This is a genomic window from Luteolibacter yonseiensis (genome assembly GCF_016595465.1).
Classification (GTDB): Bacteria; Verrucomicrobiota; Verrucomicrobiia; order Verrucomicrobiales; family Akkermansiaceae; genus Luteolibacter; species Luteolibacter yonseiensis.
In genome coordinates, this window is record NZ_JAENIK010000012.1 from 959,851 (window position 1) to 975,265 (window position 15,415).

Consider the following 15,415-nt stretch of genomic DNA (forward strand, 5'->3'; position numbering starts at 1 on the left):
TAAATGGGGATGCTTCAGCAGGGCGTCTCAAACATCGACCGTCGGGCCGGAATGAGAGGGTTTGCCGCGTTTCGCCTTTTTCATGAAAGGAATCCACCGCGTCACGTCATACCCCAGATAGGCCATGGATTTTACGAAAATCAGCAGCGCCGTCGCTTCATCAACAATCGGCAGCGGATCGGGAATGGGCACGGCGACGAGCAGATAGAGGCCCGATACGGTGGCAAGAACCCAAGCGATGCGCCTTTTCATGACCTGAAAGCTATCATGATTCCAAAGCGAAGCAACCAAGGATCATCCTTGCCTCGTTCCACGGCGGCGGAGAGACTCCGGGCAACCTTATTCCACCATGGACATCCTCTTGCTCAAAACTCTCCACGTCGGCGGTGTGATCGCGCTGTTTTCATCCCTCGGAGCCATCATGCTCGGAGGATCCGGTAAAAAGGGCGCCTCCGCGCTCCATGGCATCTCGCTGGTGCTGATCCTGCTCATTGGCTTCGCCATGTTGAAAAAACCACCGATGGATGCTTATTGGTGGATGGTGAAACTCGGCCTCTGGCTGTTCATCGGAGGTGCGCCCGCTCTGTCAAAGCGCGGGGTGCTTCCCGGCCCGGTCGTGCTCGGCCTCTGCATCGCCGCAGGGGTGGCGGCGGCATGGCTTGGTCTGAACAAGCCCTTCTGAGTCAGATTTTCTCCACCTCGACCTGGACTTCCATCCGGCAGTGGCCGGTGCCACGGTAGTTGCCCCTCACGGGCGTGACATCCTCGTAGTCGCGACCGACGGCCACCTTGACGTAGCGTTCGTCCGCCAGCGTGTTGTTCGTCGGATCAAAGCCGATCCAGCCGGCGGCGGGGATGTAGATCTCCGCCCAGGCATGGGAGGCCTGCGCTCCCACCAGCGTGTCGCGCGGGCCATTGTAAAGGTAACCCGAGGCATAGCGTGCCGGGATATTCACCGCACGGCAGAGACCGAGCATGACATGGGTGAAGTCCTGGCAAACGCCGCGCTTCATTTCAAACGCCTCCTCCAGGTGGGTGTTTACGGTGGTCACCCCCTGCTCATAAGCGAACTCACGGTGGATCCATGACATGATGGCCATCGATTGGTCGAAGACCGATGAAAATCCCCGGGTGATGTCCAACGCCTCCCGCCATACCTCCGGGTGGCGGGAAACCCAGCGGCTTTCCTGGAGATATTGCCAGATCTGCTCCCGGATGGACGGGTCATTGTAGCCCTGCGACGTCGCCTCGCGGCTTGCCTGGGATATGTCCAGGGGAAGATTGTGCACGCGGATCCTGCTTTCGATTTCCAACCGCGTGTGTGGTCCCGGCAGTTCGAAATGCTGGGTGATGTTCTGGAACAGATCCGTGAACCTCCTCACCCGCGTGGCGGGAATCACACGGATGAGCGCGCTGATGGTCTTCTGATAAGGAAACGTCCGGGGTTCCAGATGCAGCGTGTTCACACTGTGCGTCACAGGGAAGGAATAGATGAACGTGGTCCTGTGGAAGACCGCGAGTTTCATCCCGACCGTGGACTGGAGCGGCTCAGAGATTTGGTTCACTCCGCTGCTGTTGTTGTTGCTGTTGTTGCAATTGCCATGCGGCGACATCCGACATGGTTGGAGGTTTTGGCCCGGGACTGACCTGCACGCGCTCCGGCATGAGGACGTAGGTTTCGAAAATCTCGCCACCGATGTGGTTGAAGCGGCTTTGGAGGCCGTCCAGATAATCATGCAGCCCGGTCTTCGACACCTCCTCCGCCGAGCCGAAGTTCAGATCGGAGAGCAAACGCCCGGACTCGCGCTCCGCCTCATTTGAAAACGCGCCACGGGGCGTACCCGAAATCCGGTGGAGTGAGATGTCCACGCGTTCGATACAGTAGCGGACGGACCGTGGGAAATCACTGGAAAACATCAGGAAATCCGTCACTCCCCGTGCGTTGATTTCCTGTTGCAGCGCACGATAGGCTCCCATCGCACCGCATGACCGGAGGATCGCGGTCCAGTGGAGGATGCCGGGCGAGGCGGCTTCCATGCCATCCTCACCAGGGGGAAGATAGCTGGAAACATCGAGGAAACGGGTGGTCTTGTCCGCCCGTTCGAGGTGGCGGCCCAGCTCCATGAATTCCCAAGCCTCGTTCCGCCGTGTGGTGGAGGAAGCGATGCCGAGGAATGTCACCGCGGAGCGGCGGATGTTCTCATAGTAGCGCGGAGGATCGTATTTGATCAACCTCTGCGCCTCGGAGGATCGGGAAAAGAGATACAACGCGTTCAGCTCTTCCCACAGCTCGTCGGACAACTGGTCCCGCACCGTCCGCGCGTTCTCACGCGCGAGCGCGATGCAGGACGTGATGCTGTTCGGGTTGCGCGGATCGTCCGTCAGATAACGGATGACCTCGTCGCTGCCGGAGTCATCGTAGAGTTTTCCAAAGGCCTCCTCGTCACCCGTGCTCAGGATGATGGGCTGCCAGAAGCCGCTGAGGCGTTCGCTGTCGAGGCGTTCGAAATCCAGCAGCAGCTGTTGGTTGACATCGATGAGGCGTGCGAGATTGTCGGCCCGCTCCACATAGCGGACCATCCAGTACAAAGTGTTGGCAACACGTGAAAGCATAATGATTTTCTAATGGCGGAGGACCCAGGTATCCTTACTTCCACCGCCTTGGGAGGAGTTTACTACGAGTGAATCTTTGGTCAGGGCGACGCGCGTGAGGCCGCCCGGCACGATCTTGATGTCGCTGCCATAGATAATGTAGGGCCGCAGGTCGATGTGCCGCCCTTCCATGGCACCCTCGCACCAAGTCGGCGAGCGTGAGAGGGAGATCACCGGCTGGGCGATGTAGTTGCGCGGATCGGCGATGATGAGCTCGCGGAACTTCTCGATCTCCTCCTTGGTCGCGGACGGTCCCATGAGCATCCCGTAGCCACCGGATTCGTTCGCGGCTTTCACGACGAGCTCGGGGAGATTCGCGAGGATGTATTTCAAGTCCTCGGGCTCCGAGGCAAGGAATGTCGGCACGTTCGGCAGGATCGGTTTCTGGCCGAGGTAATATTCGATCATCCTCGGTACGAAGTAGTAGATCACCTTGTCGTCCGCCACGCCGGTGCCGACGGCATTCGCCAGCGAGACGTTGCCGGAACGGTAGGCGTTCATCAGGCCGGGCACACCAAGGACCGAATCCTTGCGGAAGACGACCGGATCGATGAAATCGTCGTCGATGCGGCGGTAGATCACATCCACCCGCACGAGCCCCTTGGTGGTCCGCATGTAGACAAACTTGTCCAGCACCACGAGGTCCTTGCCCTCCACGATGTCGATACCCATCTCCCGGGCGAGGTAGCAGTGTTCGAAGTAGGCGCTGTTGTGGCAACCCGGTGTGAGCAGCACACAGACGGGATCGCCGTCCTTCCGGGGCGAAATGTGGTGCAGCATGTTCAGCAGGTCGCGTGGATAGGAGTCCACCGGACGCACGCCGACCGAGTCGAAAATACCCGGAAAGGCCCGCTTCAGGGCGTTGCGGTTTTCCAAAAGATAGGAAGCTCCCGACGGGCAGCGGCCGTTGTCCTCAAGAACGTAGTAAACACCGTCCGCCCCACGGATGAGATCGCTGCCGCAGATATGGATGTAGGTGTCGGCCGCCACATCCACACCACGGAACTCCGGACGATAGTGCTTCGCCTGCTCGATGTAGAACCGTGGGATCACCTCATCCTTGAGGATCTGCTGGTCGTGGTAGATATCGTGGAGGAAAAGATTCAAGGCGACGATGCGCTGGGTCAACCCCGCCTCCAGATGCTCCCACTCGCTCGCCGGCATGACGCGCGGGATGGGATCGAACGGAAAAATCCGCTCGGTGCCTTGATTGTCGTGATAGACGTTGAACGTGATGCCCTGGCGAAGGAAGTAGAGTTCCGAGTTGGCTTTCCGAGCGAGGAAATCCCGCTGGTCGACCTTTTCGAATTTCTCCAACAGCCGGGCGCAATGACTTCTCACCGCTCCGTCGCTGTCGAACATCTCGTCGTAGAATTTTCCGGGATCGTAGCCCTTAAACATTTCCATGGGTTGTATATCCCGTCTTTAGCAGGCGGCGGGCCAACTTTGCGACATCACCCTTATGACAATATCCGTTGGAGCGCACGGCAGCCCCTGAGCGACGGGGACTTCTGAAAACCGGACGGCGGCGGACAACACCCTGCCTCCCAAGCCCACACGGCCGGGTGGGCCTTATCTCAGCCGCAGCCCTGCGGCGCAGGCTTCAAGCAATTTGCCGAACCTCGCCGCCCGGGTTTCGGGTTTCTTCGCACTGGTCACCCAGTGCAAAACCACCTTCTTGTAGCCAGGGGGCGTCTTTTCAAAAAATTCCCATGCCACCGTGCTTTTCTTGAACGCGCTCAGTTCCGCCGGATCAAGCTCGGCGGGCGCCTCTCGTTCATGGGAATACACTCTGGATCTGGCTTCCGTCCGCTTTGAAAACGCTTCCTCCCCCGCGGGCGTCATGAGTCCTTCCGAACGGAGCTTCCCCACCTTGTCGATGTTCACCGCGCTCCAGATCGAACCGGGCTTCCGGGGCGTGAAACGGATCGAGTAGCGGGTGTCGTCGATCCTTCTGCGGACTCCATCGATCCAACCGAAGCATAGGGCCTCGTCCACCGACTCCGACCACGACATGCTCGGTCTCCCGGAGTCCACCTTGTGGAAACCCACAAGAAGTTCCGTAGCCTCGCCCGAGTTGTCCTTGAGCCACTGGCGGAAGTCTCCGGCCTTGGAGAAAAATGTGGGAGATTTCATGAATGATGCGACAGATCCCGGTAACCGGAGTCATCGCCAACATCGGAATGACAGCCACCACCGCAAGTTTCATTTGATCTCCCGGATCCGGATATCCTTGAAATCAATCGGCGAGCCTTCCGACTCCAGACAAATGAACCCTGCCGCCGGATCACAGTTTTCGCCACCGGACACCTGTTCGCCATTCACCCAGAGGCGGACGGTACCGTCGATGGCACGGATCAGGTAGTGGTTCCACTCCCCCACGCCTTTGGAGAGGTTTTTCGTCGGAAAGCTGCGGCTGCCGTTGGGCGAGAGAGGCGGGAATGGCTTCATCTTTGAGGAGCCGACGGCGAAGACATCGCCATGGCAGGTGAACCAGTCCGCCTTTTTGCCCGAGGATTTTTCGTAGCTGGCGGTGTAGCCGAGGTCGAGGATCTGGACCTCGATTCCCGCTCCAGGCAGGCCGGGTTCCGTGAGCGGTTCAAGAGCGGATGCCGGGGCGAAAAGGAAGACACCGGAATTTCCCGCGTCCTTCAGGTGGCACCATGAAACGGACATTTCGAAATTCCGATACTCCTTCACCGTGCCCAGAACGCCCACCGGACTGCCGGTGCAGTGGAGCAAGCCCTCCGCCTTCCATTGCCACGTCTCCGCCGGGCAGTTGATTTTCCTGAAATCCTTTTCCGAGAGCGTCACCCAACCGCCGGCCTTCAGGTCAGGGGCGGGTTCGGCGGCATGGGCGAAGGAGCAACAGGCGGCTAGCAGGAACAGCTGGAATTTCATCAGAAGACGGATACCGGGCGGAGAGAAAATGTTTTTCGATAATTTTTATCACGTGACACGGGCATGAATTGTCTGGAGTTTCACTTCGCTGATGCGGAATCTGAATCATTCTCATAGGCGAAACCCATTCCTGCTGAGTCTCCCCTTGAAATGAGTTTCAGCACTGTCTATTTCTCGCCCGGCCCGGTCGCCAATCGCCCATTCAAACCTGCCATGAACGCCATCACCCGCTGCCTCGATACTTACTGGTCCTCCTCCATCGGGAAAAAGCTCATTGTCGCCATCACAGGCTTGGTGCTGGTTCTGTTCCTCGGAGGCCACATGACAGGCAACCTATTGGTTTTCATGGGTCAGGAGGCATTCAACGATTACGCCCAGCTGCTCCACCACCTCCTCCACGGAGCTGGAATCTGGATCGCCCGGATCGGACTGCTCGTCGCGGTGGCCCTGCACATCGCAGCGACCATCGCTCTCACCCGGCAGAACAAGGCGGCACGCAAGGCATACGAATACCAAGCCACCATCCAAGCCTCCAAATCCTCCCGCATCATGATCTGGACCGGCCTGACGATCCTTGCCTTCGTCATCTACCACCTGTTGCATTTCACCGTCCGGGCGGGCAATGAATACAACAACCCCGCCCTCTACACCGATCTGGCCTACAAAGCGGCCACCGGAGATTATCGCCAGAATGCCTGGAAGATGGTCATCGACGGTTTCTCGGTCTGGTACGTCGTCCTGTTCTACATCGTCGCCATGACGATGCTCTGCTCGCACCTCAGCCATGGGGTCGGCGCGATTTTCCAAACGCTCGGCCTGCGCTCTAAGAAGTCGGCCTCCGCCATCGACCTCATTTCCAAGGGCTACGCCGCCGTCATCTGGATCGGCTTCGTCTCCATCCCGATCGCCATCCTTTGCGGATACGGCCGCTGAAAACCCCAATTCCTTTTCCCAACCGCTTCCCACCATGTCCATCGTCCTCGACAGCAAGATCCCGTCCGGCCCCCTTGAGCAAAAGTGGTCCAAGCACAAGATGGACTCCAAGCTCATCAACCCGGCGAACAAGCGGAAATTCACCGTGATCGTCGTCGGTTCCGGCCTCGCCGGTGGCGCGGCCGCCGCCTCGCTCGCGGAAATGGGCTATCAGGTGAAGTGCTTCTGCTACCAGGACAGCCCCCGCCGCGCCCACTCCATCGCCGCGCAGGGGGGCATCAACGCTTCCAAAAACTACCAGAATGACGGCGACTCCGTGCGCCGCCTGTTCTACGACACCATCAAGGGCGGCGACTTCCGCGCGCGTGAGGGCAACGTCTACCGCCTCGCCGAGGTCTCGGGCAACATCATCGACCAATGCGTCGCGCAAGGGGTGCCGTTCGCCCGCGAATACGGCGGCCTGCTCGACAACCGCTCCTTCGGCGGCTCGCAGGTTTCCCGGACGTTCTACGCCCGCGGCCAGACCGGGCAGCAGCTTCTCATCGGCTGCTACCAGGCGCTCGAAAAGGAGATCCACAAGGGTGGCGTGAAAATGTATCCCCGCACCGAGATGCTGGACGTGGTGCTCGTCAACGGCCACGCCAAGGGCATCGTCGTGCGCGACATGGTGACGGGAGAAATCTCCTCGCACGCCGGAGACGCCGTCATCCTGGCCACCGGTGGCTACGGCAACGTCTTCTTCCTCTCCACGAACGCGATGGGCTGCAACGTCACCGGCGCATGGCGCGCCGCACGGCGGGGCGCTTTCTTCGCGAACCCGTGTTACACCCAGATCCACCCGACCTGCATTCCCGTGAGCGGCGACTACCAGTCCAAGCTCACCCTGATGTCCGAGTCACTCCGCAACGACGGCCGCATCTGGGCGCCGAAATCCCGCGAGATCGCGGAGAAGATCCGCAAGAAGACCCTCACTCCCGCCGACGTCGCTGAAGATGACCGGGACTATTTCCTCGAACGCAAATACCCGTCCTTCGGAAACCTCGCACCGCGTGACATCTCCTCCCGCGCCGCAAAGGAAGCCTGTGACGACGGTCGCGGCGTGGCCCCCACCGGGCTCGGTGTTTACCTCGACTTCCGCGATGCCACCAAGCGCCTCGGTGAGGCGACGATCCGCGCCCGCTACGGCAACCTTTTCCAGATGTATGACAAGATCGCCGGAGAGGATCCTTACAAGGGTCCCATGATGATCTACCCCGCCGTCCACTACACGATGGGCGGCCTTTGGGTCGATTACAACCTGATGTCAAACGTCCCCGGCCTGCACGTCCTCGGCGAGGCGAATTTCTCCGACCACGGCGCGAACCGTCTCGGAGCCTCCGCACTGATGCAGGGTCTGGCCGACGGCTACTTCGTCATTCCTACGACCATCGCGAACTACCTCGTCACCCAGAAGCCCGGCACCTTCAACACCTCGATGCCCGAGTTCAAACAAACCGAGGCGGAAACCAAGGAACGGGTCAACAAACTCCTCAACATCAATGGCAAACGCACCGTTGATTCCTTCCACCGCGAGCTCGGCATGACGATGTGGAACAAGTGTGGCATGGCGCGCGATCGTGAGGGACTTACCGAGGCGCTTGAGAAGATCCCACAGATCCGCGAGGAATTCTGGCAGAATGTCCGCATTCCCGGCTCCGGTGCGAATGTGAACATGGAACTCGAAAAGGCCGGACGCGTCGCCGACTTCCTCGAATTCGCGGAAGTCATGTGCTACGACGCCCGTGACCGCGAGGAATCCTGCGGCGGCCACTTCCGCAGCGAGCACCAGTTCTTCGAAACCGACCCCGAGGTCATCTCCGGCAGCACACAGGCCGGCGAGGCCAAGCGCCATGACGAGCACTTCTCACACGTCTCCGCCTGGCAATACAACGGCGACTCGGCCCCGACCCTGCACAAGGAACCACTGGTTTACGAAAGTGTGAAGGCGTCGATCCGGAGCTACGCTTGAACGGAGCGCGGAATTCATTCCGCCTCCCGTGTCCGTCCGCGCTGAAGTGGACGGACACTTTTGTTCATTTGTAAATTCCAACGGGCCAGGAACAGTCCTCCAAGCACTCGCCGGGCAAGTCCATGCCCAGTGCCGGTTCGGGCAGCCCAACCTATTGGACTTCCAGGCAGACACTCAGATCCCCAGGAAATTCCTGATCAATCTCAGTCCGGTTTCCTGGCTTTTTTCCGGGTGGAACTGGCAGGCGAAGAGATTCCCCCGCTCCACCGCTCCGGCGAAGGTCTGGGTGCCGTAGGTGGTCCGGGCGACGATGTCATCCGGCGCGGCGGGTTCGGGGAAATAAGAGTGGATATAGTAGAAATAAGGATCTGCGCCGAGTCCTTGCCAGACGCGGGTGTCTCCACGTGTGCCGGCGGCTGAGTTCCAGCCCATGTGCGGGATCTTCAAGCCGGGCTCGTCATGGAAACGGCGGACCGTACCGGGGAGAACGCCCAGTCCGCAGACTTCGGGAGCTTCCTCGCTGTTGTCAAAGAGGATCTGATAACCGACGCAGATGCCGAAATACGGACGGTCCTCACCGATCCAGTTTTTCAGAAACGAAGCGAGGCCGCGCTCTTCGAGACGCCGCATGGTGTCGCCGAATTCGCCTTGGCCGGGCAACAGGAGGTGCGTGACGTCGCCAACCTGTTCGGGACTGGCGATGATGACGGGGTCCTGGCCAAGCGAACGCAACGCATTGGCGACGCTGCGGAGATTTCCGCCGCCGTAGTCGATGATGCCGGTTTTCACAGTGCCTCCTTGGTGCTGGGAATGCCTTTCACACGCGGGTCTTTTTCACAGGCGTCCCGCAAGGCGCGGGCGAGGCCTTTGAAAATCGCTTCGGCGATGTGGTGGCCGTCGCGGCCGTACAACAGCTCGACGTGGATGTTCGCGCGCAGGTTTGAGGAAACGGCACGGCAGAATTCCTCCACAAGGGTGAATGGCATGTTCGGCGCGGACGCGGTTCCGGCAGGAGCACGGAATTCCAGGTGCGGGCGGTTGCTCAGGTCCACAACCACACGGGCGAGTGTCTCGTCCATCGGCAGATAACAGCAACCGTAGCGGCGGATGCCTTCCTTGGTGCCAAGCGCCTCCCGGATGCAGTCACCGATCACGATGCCGGTGTCCTCGATGGTGTGATGCGAGTCCACCTCGATGTCGCCAACGGTTTTCACATTGAGGTCGAACAGGCCGTGTTTCGAAAACAGCGTGAGCATGTGGTCGAAAAACGGGACGCCGGTGTCGATTTTGGAAACTCCCGAGCCATCGATGTCGATGGACAGCTCGATGGAGGTCTCCGCGGTCTTGCGGCTGCGGCTGGCGGTGCGTGGTGTGGACATGAATGCTGGAAAATCAGGAAAAAGTCACTTCCTGCCCTTTGCCTGGGCGTCGAGCGGAGCGAGATAGCGCACGGGAACGAGAGCGGTCTTTGCGGCACTCATGGCGGCGGAGACCGCCGCGGCGTTCGCATCGCTGTTCACGACGTTGTAAACCTGGCGGTAAGCCGAGCCACCGTCGGTGGCGATGACGGTCTTGACCGCGGCAAGCCGGGTAAGTTCGGTGGTGCAGAATTTGTCAAATTCATCCAGTGAAGCCTTGTGATAGGGGCTGGGAGTGATCCATTTTTCCTTCGCTTCCTTCTCGGCCTTGTAGTTGGCATCGATGGCCGCATCCTCCTCCTTGATGGCGAGATCCGTCGCTGTCCGGGCATCGCCGGCCATTTGTTGCAACGCCGCCTCACGCTTTTTCAAACGTGCGGGCAGCGTGGCCAATCCCTGTTTGGCCTCCGCCTGCTGGCTTTGGATAACCTTCACGATGAGAGGTTGCAGATCCGCATAGGCCAGGCTGGTGCGGAAATCACGGTCGAATTCGGAAAACTGGCGGAGAGCGGGGATATAGCGTCCGGCTTCCACGAGGCGGCGGATCTTCGCTTCCTGAATGCGGGCGTCGAGATCATAGGCGTTTTGTTTGAAATCGTCTTGGGAAATGATCTTTCCGTCGAACTTGATGCCTCCCGCGCTGATTTGGACGAACTCGGCCTTGAGAGTCTCGAGAGCGCTCTTCACCTCGGTGGTCTTGGTCCCGACAGGATAGGTCTTGAGGAACTTTTCCAGACTGGAGATCTTCACCTGATACTCTTCCGCCGTCATGAGGTCCGGGGTGGGTGCCAGCTTGCCGAGGGCTTCGAAAGCCTTGAGGTCCGGCTGTTCGCGGCTGATCTTGACGACGTCCGATTTGAGCACCCGCTTTTCGTCCCGGATGCTCTTGGTCACTTGTGCGTCCACCACATAAGTATCTCCCTCCTCGCTGAGGATCTTGCCTTCAAACGTGCTCCCATCCTTGAGTGTGAAGGTTTCAGCGAAACAAGGAAGGGCCAGGGTGGCGCAACAGACTGCGGCAAGGGAAAATTTTGATTTCATTGATGGGTGTTTTTTCGAGTGGCTGCTCCGGAGAGGGTTCATGATTTTTCCGGCAAGGGCAAGAGCGCTTCTTCCAAAGCCGCGGGTGTGGAAACCACGCGGGTCTGCCCTCCGGACAGGATGACCATAGCAGCTCCGGCGGGAACTTCATCCCGTGATTTCGCAGGACGCTTCTGGACCATGCGTGGAGAAATGCGTTCGGTGGCGAGTTTCATTTCGGGCGAGAGATCCGGCCCGGTGACCACGGTAACCTTGAATTCACGGGCGATGGTCGCCTGAAGGAGGTCCGTGTGGAGAATGGGTCTTTCCGCGGCATAGGTGGGCAGCGGGGTGGCCAACTGGCTGAATGAAGTGGCGAGGGGCCGCTGGCGCTCGGCCAGCCGGCACTCGGCAAAGGAGATCAGGCCCGCCGTGGAGTCGTCGAACAACATGACGAGATCCGTCACGGGAAGATCCAGAATCTTCGCATCATCAGGGCATTCCTTGAGAAATTCAGCACTGGTGAAAAGCTCGGCGGCGGTGGATGCCAGGTCCTCGGACCACGCCAGCCAACTTTCGTCAGAAGTGATCACCGAAACATCCAAAGCTGCCTGCAAAGCAAGGCTGTAGAGAAACGCTCTGCCCTCGCCCACCGACTCGGGAGCATCCTTGGAGAAAACCCGGAGACGGGGCCCGTCACTGAAGGCCACGCGTGATTTTTCCAATAATGAGACGGCTTTTTCGCGATATTTCATATTCCCGGTGGCACCGAAGGCCGCGGCGTAGGCGGAAACCATGCGCAGGGTGGTCGGAGCATGGGAAGCCGTATCGCGGGTCTGGGTACCGATGCGGCCATTGCGGATCGAAAGAAGCTTTTCACGCACCGCCTTGAACTTTGGGGTGAACGCTTCAACCGTCCGGCCCATCTCCGCGGCGAGCTCCGGCACCGATTTGGCAAGTCCCAAGCTATTGCTTCTGAAAAACTCACGACGAGGATCGGACTCGGAGGGCAGGTTTCCCAACCCCTTCATGCCTGTCGCCTTGATCCACCACGCGGCGTCTTCCGGCGACAACGCCTTTTCCACATCCTCCTCGCTCCACAGCCATGCGGCGGCGGGAGTTTCTTCCGAAACTCCGATTGGAAACAGCCCCTCGGGGGTCTGATAGGCGGCCTCTGCGAAAGCGATGAGATCGAGCGCCTTTTCCAGAGCCACCGCATTTCCCGTGGCCCGGTGCGCGTTGATCAGGGCCACGGCGGCACGCGCCTGTGTGGCGCAATTTTTTGAAAACGAAGGCAGCGCCCAGCTGTCGCCCCTCCGGGAAATGAAGAGTCCCCCTTCCAGTGGATCGAACATCGCGCTGGGTAACAGGTCCGCCAGCAACTCCCGGGTGGTGTCCAGACATTTGGCCCTCACCTCGGGAGACAGGCCCGGATGGACCGCCGCTGTGGCAAGCAGGTCAAGCGCCCCCGCGGGGAAAAGCCCGCCCGTTCCATCGAAATTACGGGACACCGGGTCATACAGCGAAGTAAGCTGGCGAAGCGCCCGTACGGAGTCAGGCCCGGGTTCCTGGCTCATCACCTTCGAGTTCTTCCGCAGGGCGAACCGTTCACGGCGGTTCACGTTGTCCATCGCGCTGTTTTTCTCCACATAGGAGGAATCATCCGCCCACATGCGGCTGACCATCGTGTGGGAATGGGCGAAGAGCTCCTCCACGTTCGCATTGCGGTCCACGGGAATCCAAGCGACGGGATTTCCCTCGGGTGACATCCAGAGGAACAGCGGAAGTTGCAGCCCGCGCTTGATCTCCACGCAGAGATCCGCCGTGAGAAGCCCCATTTCCCTCGAAGCATCGCCGTCGATCAGGACAGGAACATAGTTCGAGTTGATTTCCGAGACACGTTTCTCATCCGCGGCCAGACTGGAGAGCACTTTCTGAAATCCCATCTGCTGCGGGAGGGCGACCACCGCGAAAATCAGCCGGTTCGCCGCTTTCGCGAGACCAAGCGTCTCCTTCGTCCATGGCTGCCAGTGGATGGGAGACGCGGCCTGATTCTGATAGAACGCACCCGGCAGGGAACCGATATTGTTGGCGGTCAGCGATACGTCGACGGTTCCAACCGGTCGGGAGGCCACATTGGGCGCGGCGGTTCCTCCCTCCTTGGGCTTGCGGCAGCTCACGGAACCTGCCGCGATCGCACATAAAACCACGGCAAGCGCGGATGAACCGAGGGGAAATCTGGATTTCATGATGAGTGGTGAGGGCGCTCGACAAGGGAATGATCACTCCCGTGGCACCCCCATATTGAAGAAAAGACTTCCGATGTGGCAAGCCGAAGCTAACGTTGCGGAACAATTCCCCGCTCAGTGTGATCAGTATTGCCGTTTCCAGTCAAAAAGGTGGGGTGGGTAAAACCACCCTCTCAATCAACCTCGCCCACTCGTTCGCCCGGGCAGGCGTCAGGACACTGCTTGTCGACGCGGATCCCCAGGGATCGGTCGGACTGTCCCTCACCCGCCAGTCCCGCCTGTTGACCGGATTTTACGACTATCTCGCGGACCCGGGCATTCCGTTGGACCGTCTTGTGGTGCCTACCCGTCTGGAAACGTTTTCACTCGTGGCAAGCGGCCAGGCCAGCGACTACGAGACAGGCGGCGGTGGCGTGGGAGCCCACCTGGCAAGGGTCCGGGGATTCCTCCGCAGCGCCGCGGCCCGGGGATTCGATCTCTGCATCATCGACACCGCCGCCGGGCTTTTCGGCATCAGTGGCGATGTCATCGCTTCCAGCGACGCAGTGATGATTCCCCAGCAGGCCGAACCGCTTGGCATCCGCTCCGCTCCCAAGCTTCTCGAAGGACTCAACCGGCTGCGTGTGATGAATCCCCGGCTCCGGGTGCTCGGCGTCTGCCTCACCATGGTGCAGAAGGAACTCGCCGAAAGCACCGAGGCCGCGGCCGCCCTGCGACAGCTTCTGCCACCGGAAATGGTCTTCCAGACCCAGATACCGCGCGACGGGCTCTTTGTGCGAGCCAGCGCCCGCGGACTGCCCGTCGGCGTGCTTGAGGATGGTGCCGGAGCCCAGATCGTCTTCGATTCCCTGCGCGCGGAAGTCGAAGCCAAGCTCGAATCGAAAGGCGGCAATCCCCCGACCCGTTGACAATGGACCCGATCTTCCCATGGGTGGACCCCGAAGAAGTCCGCCGCCTCGCCGACCACCTCATGACGCCGCACCGTGACCCGGCGGTGACGGCCGAGGACCTCGGATTTGACGATGGATTCGTCGGCTATGATGCCGGCCGCACTCCAGCTCCAGCTCCAGCTCCAGCTCCAGCTCCAGCTCCTGCTCCTGCTCCTGCTCCTGCTCCTGCTCCTGCTCCTGCTCCTGCTCCTGCTCCTGCTCCTGCTCCTGCTCCTGCTCCTGCTCCTGCTCCTGCTCCAGCTCCTGCTCCTGCGGGATTGGAAAATACAGCTCCCCCGCAGAGCGAGTTACTCGACCGCGTCGCACTCTTCCGGGATTGGATGAAACATCATTTCGCTGTATCCGGCATCTTCATATTGGATCGGGAGGGCGAAGTCATCTACGACGAAAGCCATCACGGGAGACTGCACTTCCTCGCCCGCAGCCTGGCCCTGTCCTCCCGCCGCCAGGGAACGGCTGCCGGCAATGTGCATGTGAAAATCAGCGCGACATCCACCCTGGAAGTCATTCCTGTGGAAACCGCGCTCGGATGCCTGGTTCTCGGAGCGGTGGTCCCTGATTCACTGGATCCGCAAGCTGTGGCAGCTGTCATGCAGGCGCTTGCCGAAGTTGTCGCCCTGCCGGGGGGAACCTGATGGGCGGATGATGCACAAGGTTCTTAAGTTCCCGCCTTTTGACGTCCATCCCCTCACCTAGTCAAACAACAGCAAATGAAACAATACCTCAGCAGAACCAGCAAGTGGCTCTTCAACCGTTACTGCCGATTCAAAAAGGTATCGATCGCCGGGAAATGCAATGTCAGCGGCCGGTGGCCGAGCATCCGGAACGAGGGATCGTTCAACATGGGCAGCGGTGTCATCTTTAGAAGTTTCCGCACCAAAACCGCCATTGCTGTCTTGGAAGACGGCAGGTTGGAGATCGGAGACAATTGTTTCATCAATGACGGAGTGAACATCTGCTGCTCCACGGAAATCAAAATTGGCAGGGACACCAAGATCGCCGACTGGGTGGTCCTGTATGACACCGACTTCCACGAGATCGAACCCTCCCGGGAAGTGCACAAGGAGCGGATCGTGATCGGGAGAAACGTATGGATCGGCGCCCGCGCGATCATCCTTCCGGGGGCCGATATCGGAGACCATTCGGTGATCGCCGCAGGAGCCGTCGTCCGGGGGCACATTCCTCCGCAGAGTGTCGCGGCAGGAATTCCCGCAAAAGTCATAAAGAGCTTCACCTGTGACCCGGACTGGGTCCGCAAATAGGCAGGAAGCCTGCGGATTCCGA

At 59.9% G+C, this 15,415-nt stretch carries 17 protein-coding genes; 7 read left to right on the plus strand and 10 right to left on the minus strand.

The features are described from left to right. Positions 1 to 27: 27 nt before the first annotated feature. Complete coding sequence (locus tag JIN84_RS19735) at positions 28 to 252, minus strand: hypothetical protein (RefSeq protein WP_200352790.1); 225 nt, start codon at positions 250 to 252, stop codon at positions 28 to 30. Positions 253 to 349: 97 nt separating this feature from the next. Here JIN84_RS19735 and JIN84_RS19740 point away from each other — a divergent pair, with 97 nt between their 5' ends. Beyond that, a complete protein-coding gene (locus JIN84_RS19740; RefSeq protein WP_200352791.1) occupies positions 350 to 682 on the plus strand; it encodes a hypothetical protein in 333 nt (110 codons plus the stop codon). A gap of 1 nt (position 683) precedes the next feature. Here the strand turns inward: JIN84_RS19740 and JIN84_RS19745 are convergent, their stop codons facing one another. The 5 genes from JIN84_RS19745 to JIN84_RS19765 all read right to left on the minus strand — a co-directional run bounded on the left by JIN84_RS19745 (position 684) and on the right by JIN84_RS19765 (position 5,553). Continuing rightward, positions 684 to 1,526, minus strand: a complete 843-nt coding sequence (locus JIN84_RS19745) for a transglutaminase family protein (RefSeq protein ID WP_200352792.1) — start codon at positions 1,524 to 1,526, stop codon at positions 684 to 686. Positions 1,527 to 1,548: 22 nt separating this feature from the next. Then, entirely contained in the window at positions 1,549 to 2,613 is a 1,065-nt protein-coding gene (locus JIN84_RS19750; protein WP_200352793.1) for an alpha-E domain-containing protein, read from the minus strand. A 9-nt stretch (positions 2,614 to 2,622) separates the two neighbouring features. Next, positions 2,623 to 4,059, minus strand: a complete 1,437-nt coding sequence (locus tag JIN84_RS19755; protein WP_234043580.1) for a circularly permuted type 2 ATP-grasp protein — start codon at positions 4,057 to 4,059, stop codon at positions 2,623 to 2,625. A gap of 165 nt (positions 4,060 to 4,224) precedes the next feature. Next, entirely contained in the window at positions 4,225 to 4,788 is a 564-nt protein-coding gene (locus JIN84_RS19760; protein ID WP_200352794.1) for a YdeI/OmpD-associated family protein, read from the minus strand. 69 nt (positions 4,789 to 4,857) lie between these two features. Continuing rightward, the gene (locus JIN84_RS19765; RefSeq protein WP_200352795.1) at positions 4,858 to 5,553 is read right to left on the minus strand and encodes a 3-keto-disaccharide hydrolase; all 696 of its coding nucleotides are present in this window, start codon (positions 5,551 to 5,553) and stop codon (positions 4,858 to 4,860) included. 150 nt (positions 5,554 to 5,703) lie between these two features. Here JIN84_RS19765 and JIN84_RS19770 point away from each other — a divergent pair, with 150 nt between their 5' ends. Both JIN84_RS19770 and JIN84_RS19775 read left to right on the plus strand, forming a co-directional pair. After that, on the plus strand, positions 5,704 to 6,486 hold the full coding sequence (locus tag JIN84_RS19770) for a succinate dehydrogenase cytochrome b subunit (RefSeq protein ID WP_234043581.1): 783 nt from the start codon (positions 5,704 to 5,706) through the stop codon (positions 6,484 to 6,486). A 40-nt stretch (positions 6,487 to 6,526) separates the two neighbouring features. Then, the gene (locus JIN84_RS19775; RefSeq protein WP_345714441.1) at positions 6,527 to 8,494 is read left to right on the plus strand and encodes a fumarate reductase/succinate dehydrogenase flavoprotein subunit; all 1,968 of its coding nucleotides are present in this window, start codon (positions 6,527 to 6,529) and stop codon (positions 8,492 to 8,494) included. 174 nt (positions 8,495 to 8,668) lie between these two features. On the opposite strand, the gene hisH is transcribed toward JIN84_RS19775, so the two are convergent. The 4 genes from hisH to JIN84_RS19795 are packed head-to-tail and all read right to left on the minus strand — an operon-like array spanning position 8,669 to position 13,181. Beyond that, on the minus strand, positions 8,669 to 9,283 hold the full coding sequence (hisH, locus tag JIN84_RS19780; protein WP_200352798.1) for an imidazole glycerol phosphate synthase subunit HisH: 615 nt from the start codon (positions 9,281 to 9,283) through the stop codon (positions 8,669 to 8,671). Beyond that, positions 9,280 to 9,873: an imidazoleglycerol-phosphate dehydratase HisB gene (hisB, locus tag JIN84_RS19785; protein ID WP_200352799.1), complete on the minus strand. Its 594-nt coding sequence runs from the start codon at positions 9,871 to 9,873 to the stop codon at positions 9,280 to 9,282. Before hisB ends, hisH begins: the two co-directional genes overlap by 4 nt. 24 nt (positions 9,874 to 9,897) lie before the next feature. Then, positions 9,898 to 10,953 (minus strand): PTPDL family protein, encoded by a 1,056-nt coding sequence (locus JIN84_RS19790; protein ID WP_200352800.1) that lies wholly within the window; start codon positions 10,951 to 10,953, stop codon positions 9,898 to 9,900. 38 nt (positions 10,954 to 10,991) lie between these two features. After that, positions 10,992 to 13,181, minus strand: a complete 2,190-nt coding sequence (locus JIN84_RS19795; protein WP_200352801.1) for a DUF255 domain-containing protein — start codon at positions 13,179 to 13,181, stop codon at positions 10,992 to 10,994. Between the two features lie 119 nt (positions 13,182 to 13,300). Here JIN84_RS19795 and JIN84_RS19800 point away from each other — a divergent pair, with 119 nt between their 5' ends. The 4 genes from JIN84_RS19800 (at position 13,301) to JIN84_RS23310 (ending at position 15,393) form a co-directional block, all read left to right on the plus strand. Beyond that, positions 13,301 to 14,089 carry a ParA family protein gene (locus JIN84_RS19800; RefSeq protein WP_200352802.1) on the plus strand — a complete coding sequence of 263 codons (789 nt, stop codon included), beginning with the start codon at positions 13,301 to 13,303 and terminating at the stop codon, positions 14,087 to 14,089. A 129-nt stretch (positions 14,090 to 14,218) separates the two neighbouring features. Then, the gene (locus JIN84_RS19805) at positions 14,219 to 14,455 is read left to right on the plus strand and encodes a hypothetical protein (protein ID WP_200352803.1); all 237 of its coding nucleotides are present in this window, start codon (positions 14,219 to 14,221) and stop codon (positions 14,453 to 14,455) included. Beyond that, positions 14,452 to 14,766 carry a hypothetical protein gene (locus JIN84_RS19810; RefSeq protein WP_200352804.1) on the plus strand — a complete coding sequence of 105 codons (315 nt, stop codon included), beginning with the start codon at positions 14,452 to 14,454 and terminating at the stop codon, positions 14,764 to 14,766. The genes JIN84_RS19805 and JIN84_RS19810 overlap by 4 nt, the downstream gene beginning before the upstream one ends. 75 nt (positions 14,767 to 14,841) lie before the next feature. Then, on the plus strand, positions 14,842 to 15,393 hold the full coding sequence (locus tag JIN84_RS23310) for an acyltransferase (RefSeq protein ID WP_325099621.1): 552 nt from the start codon (positions 14,842 to 14,844) through the stop codon (positions 15,391 to 15,393). Positions 15,394 to 15,415: the final 22 nt, after the last annotated feature.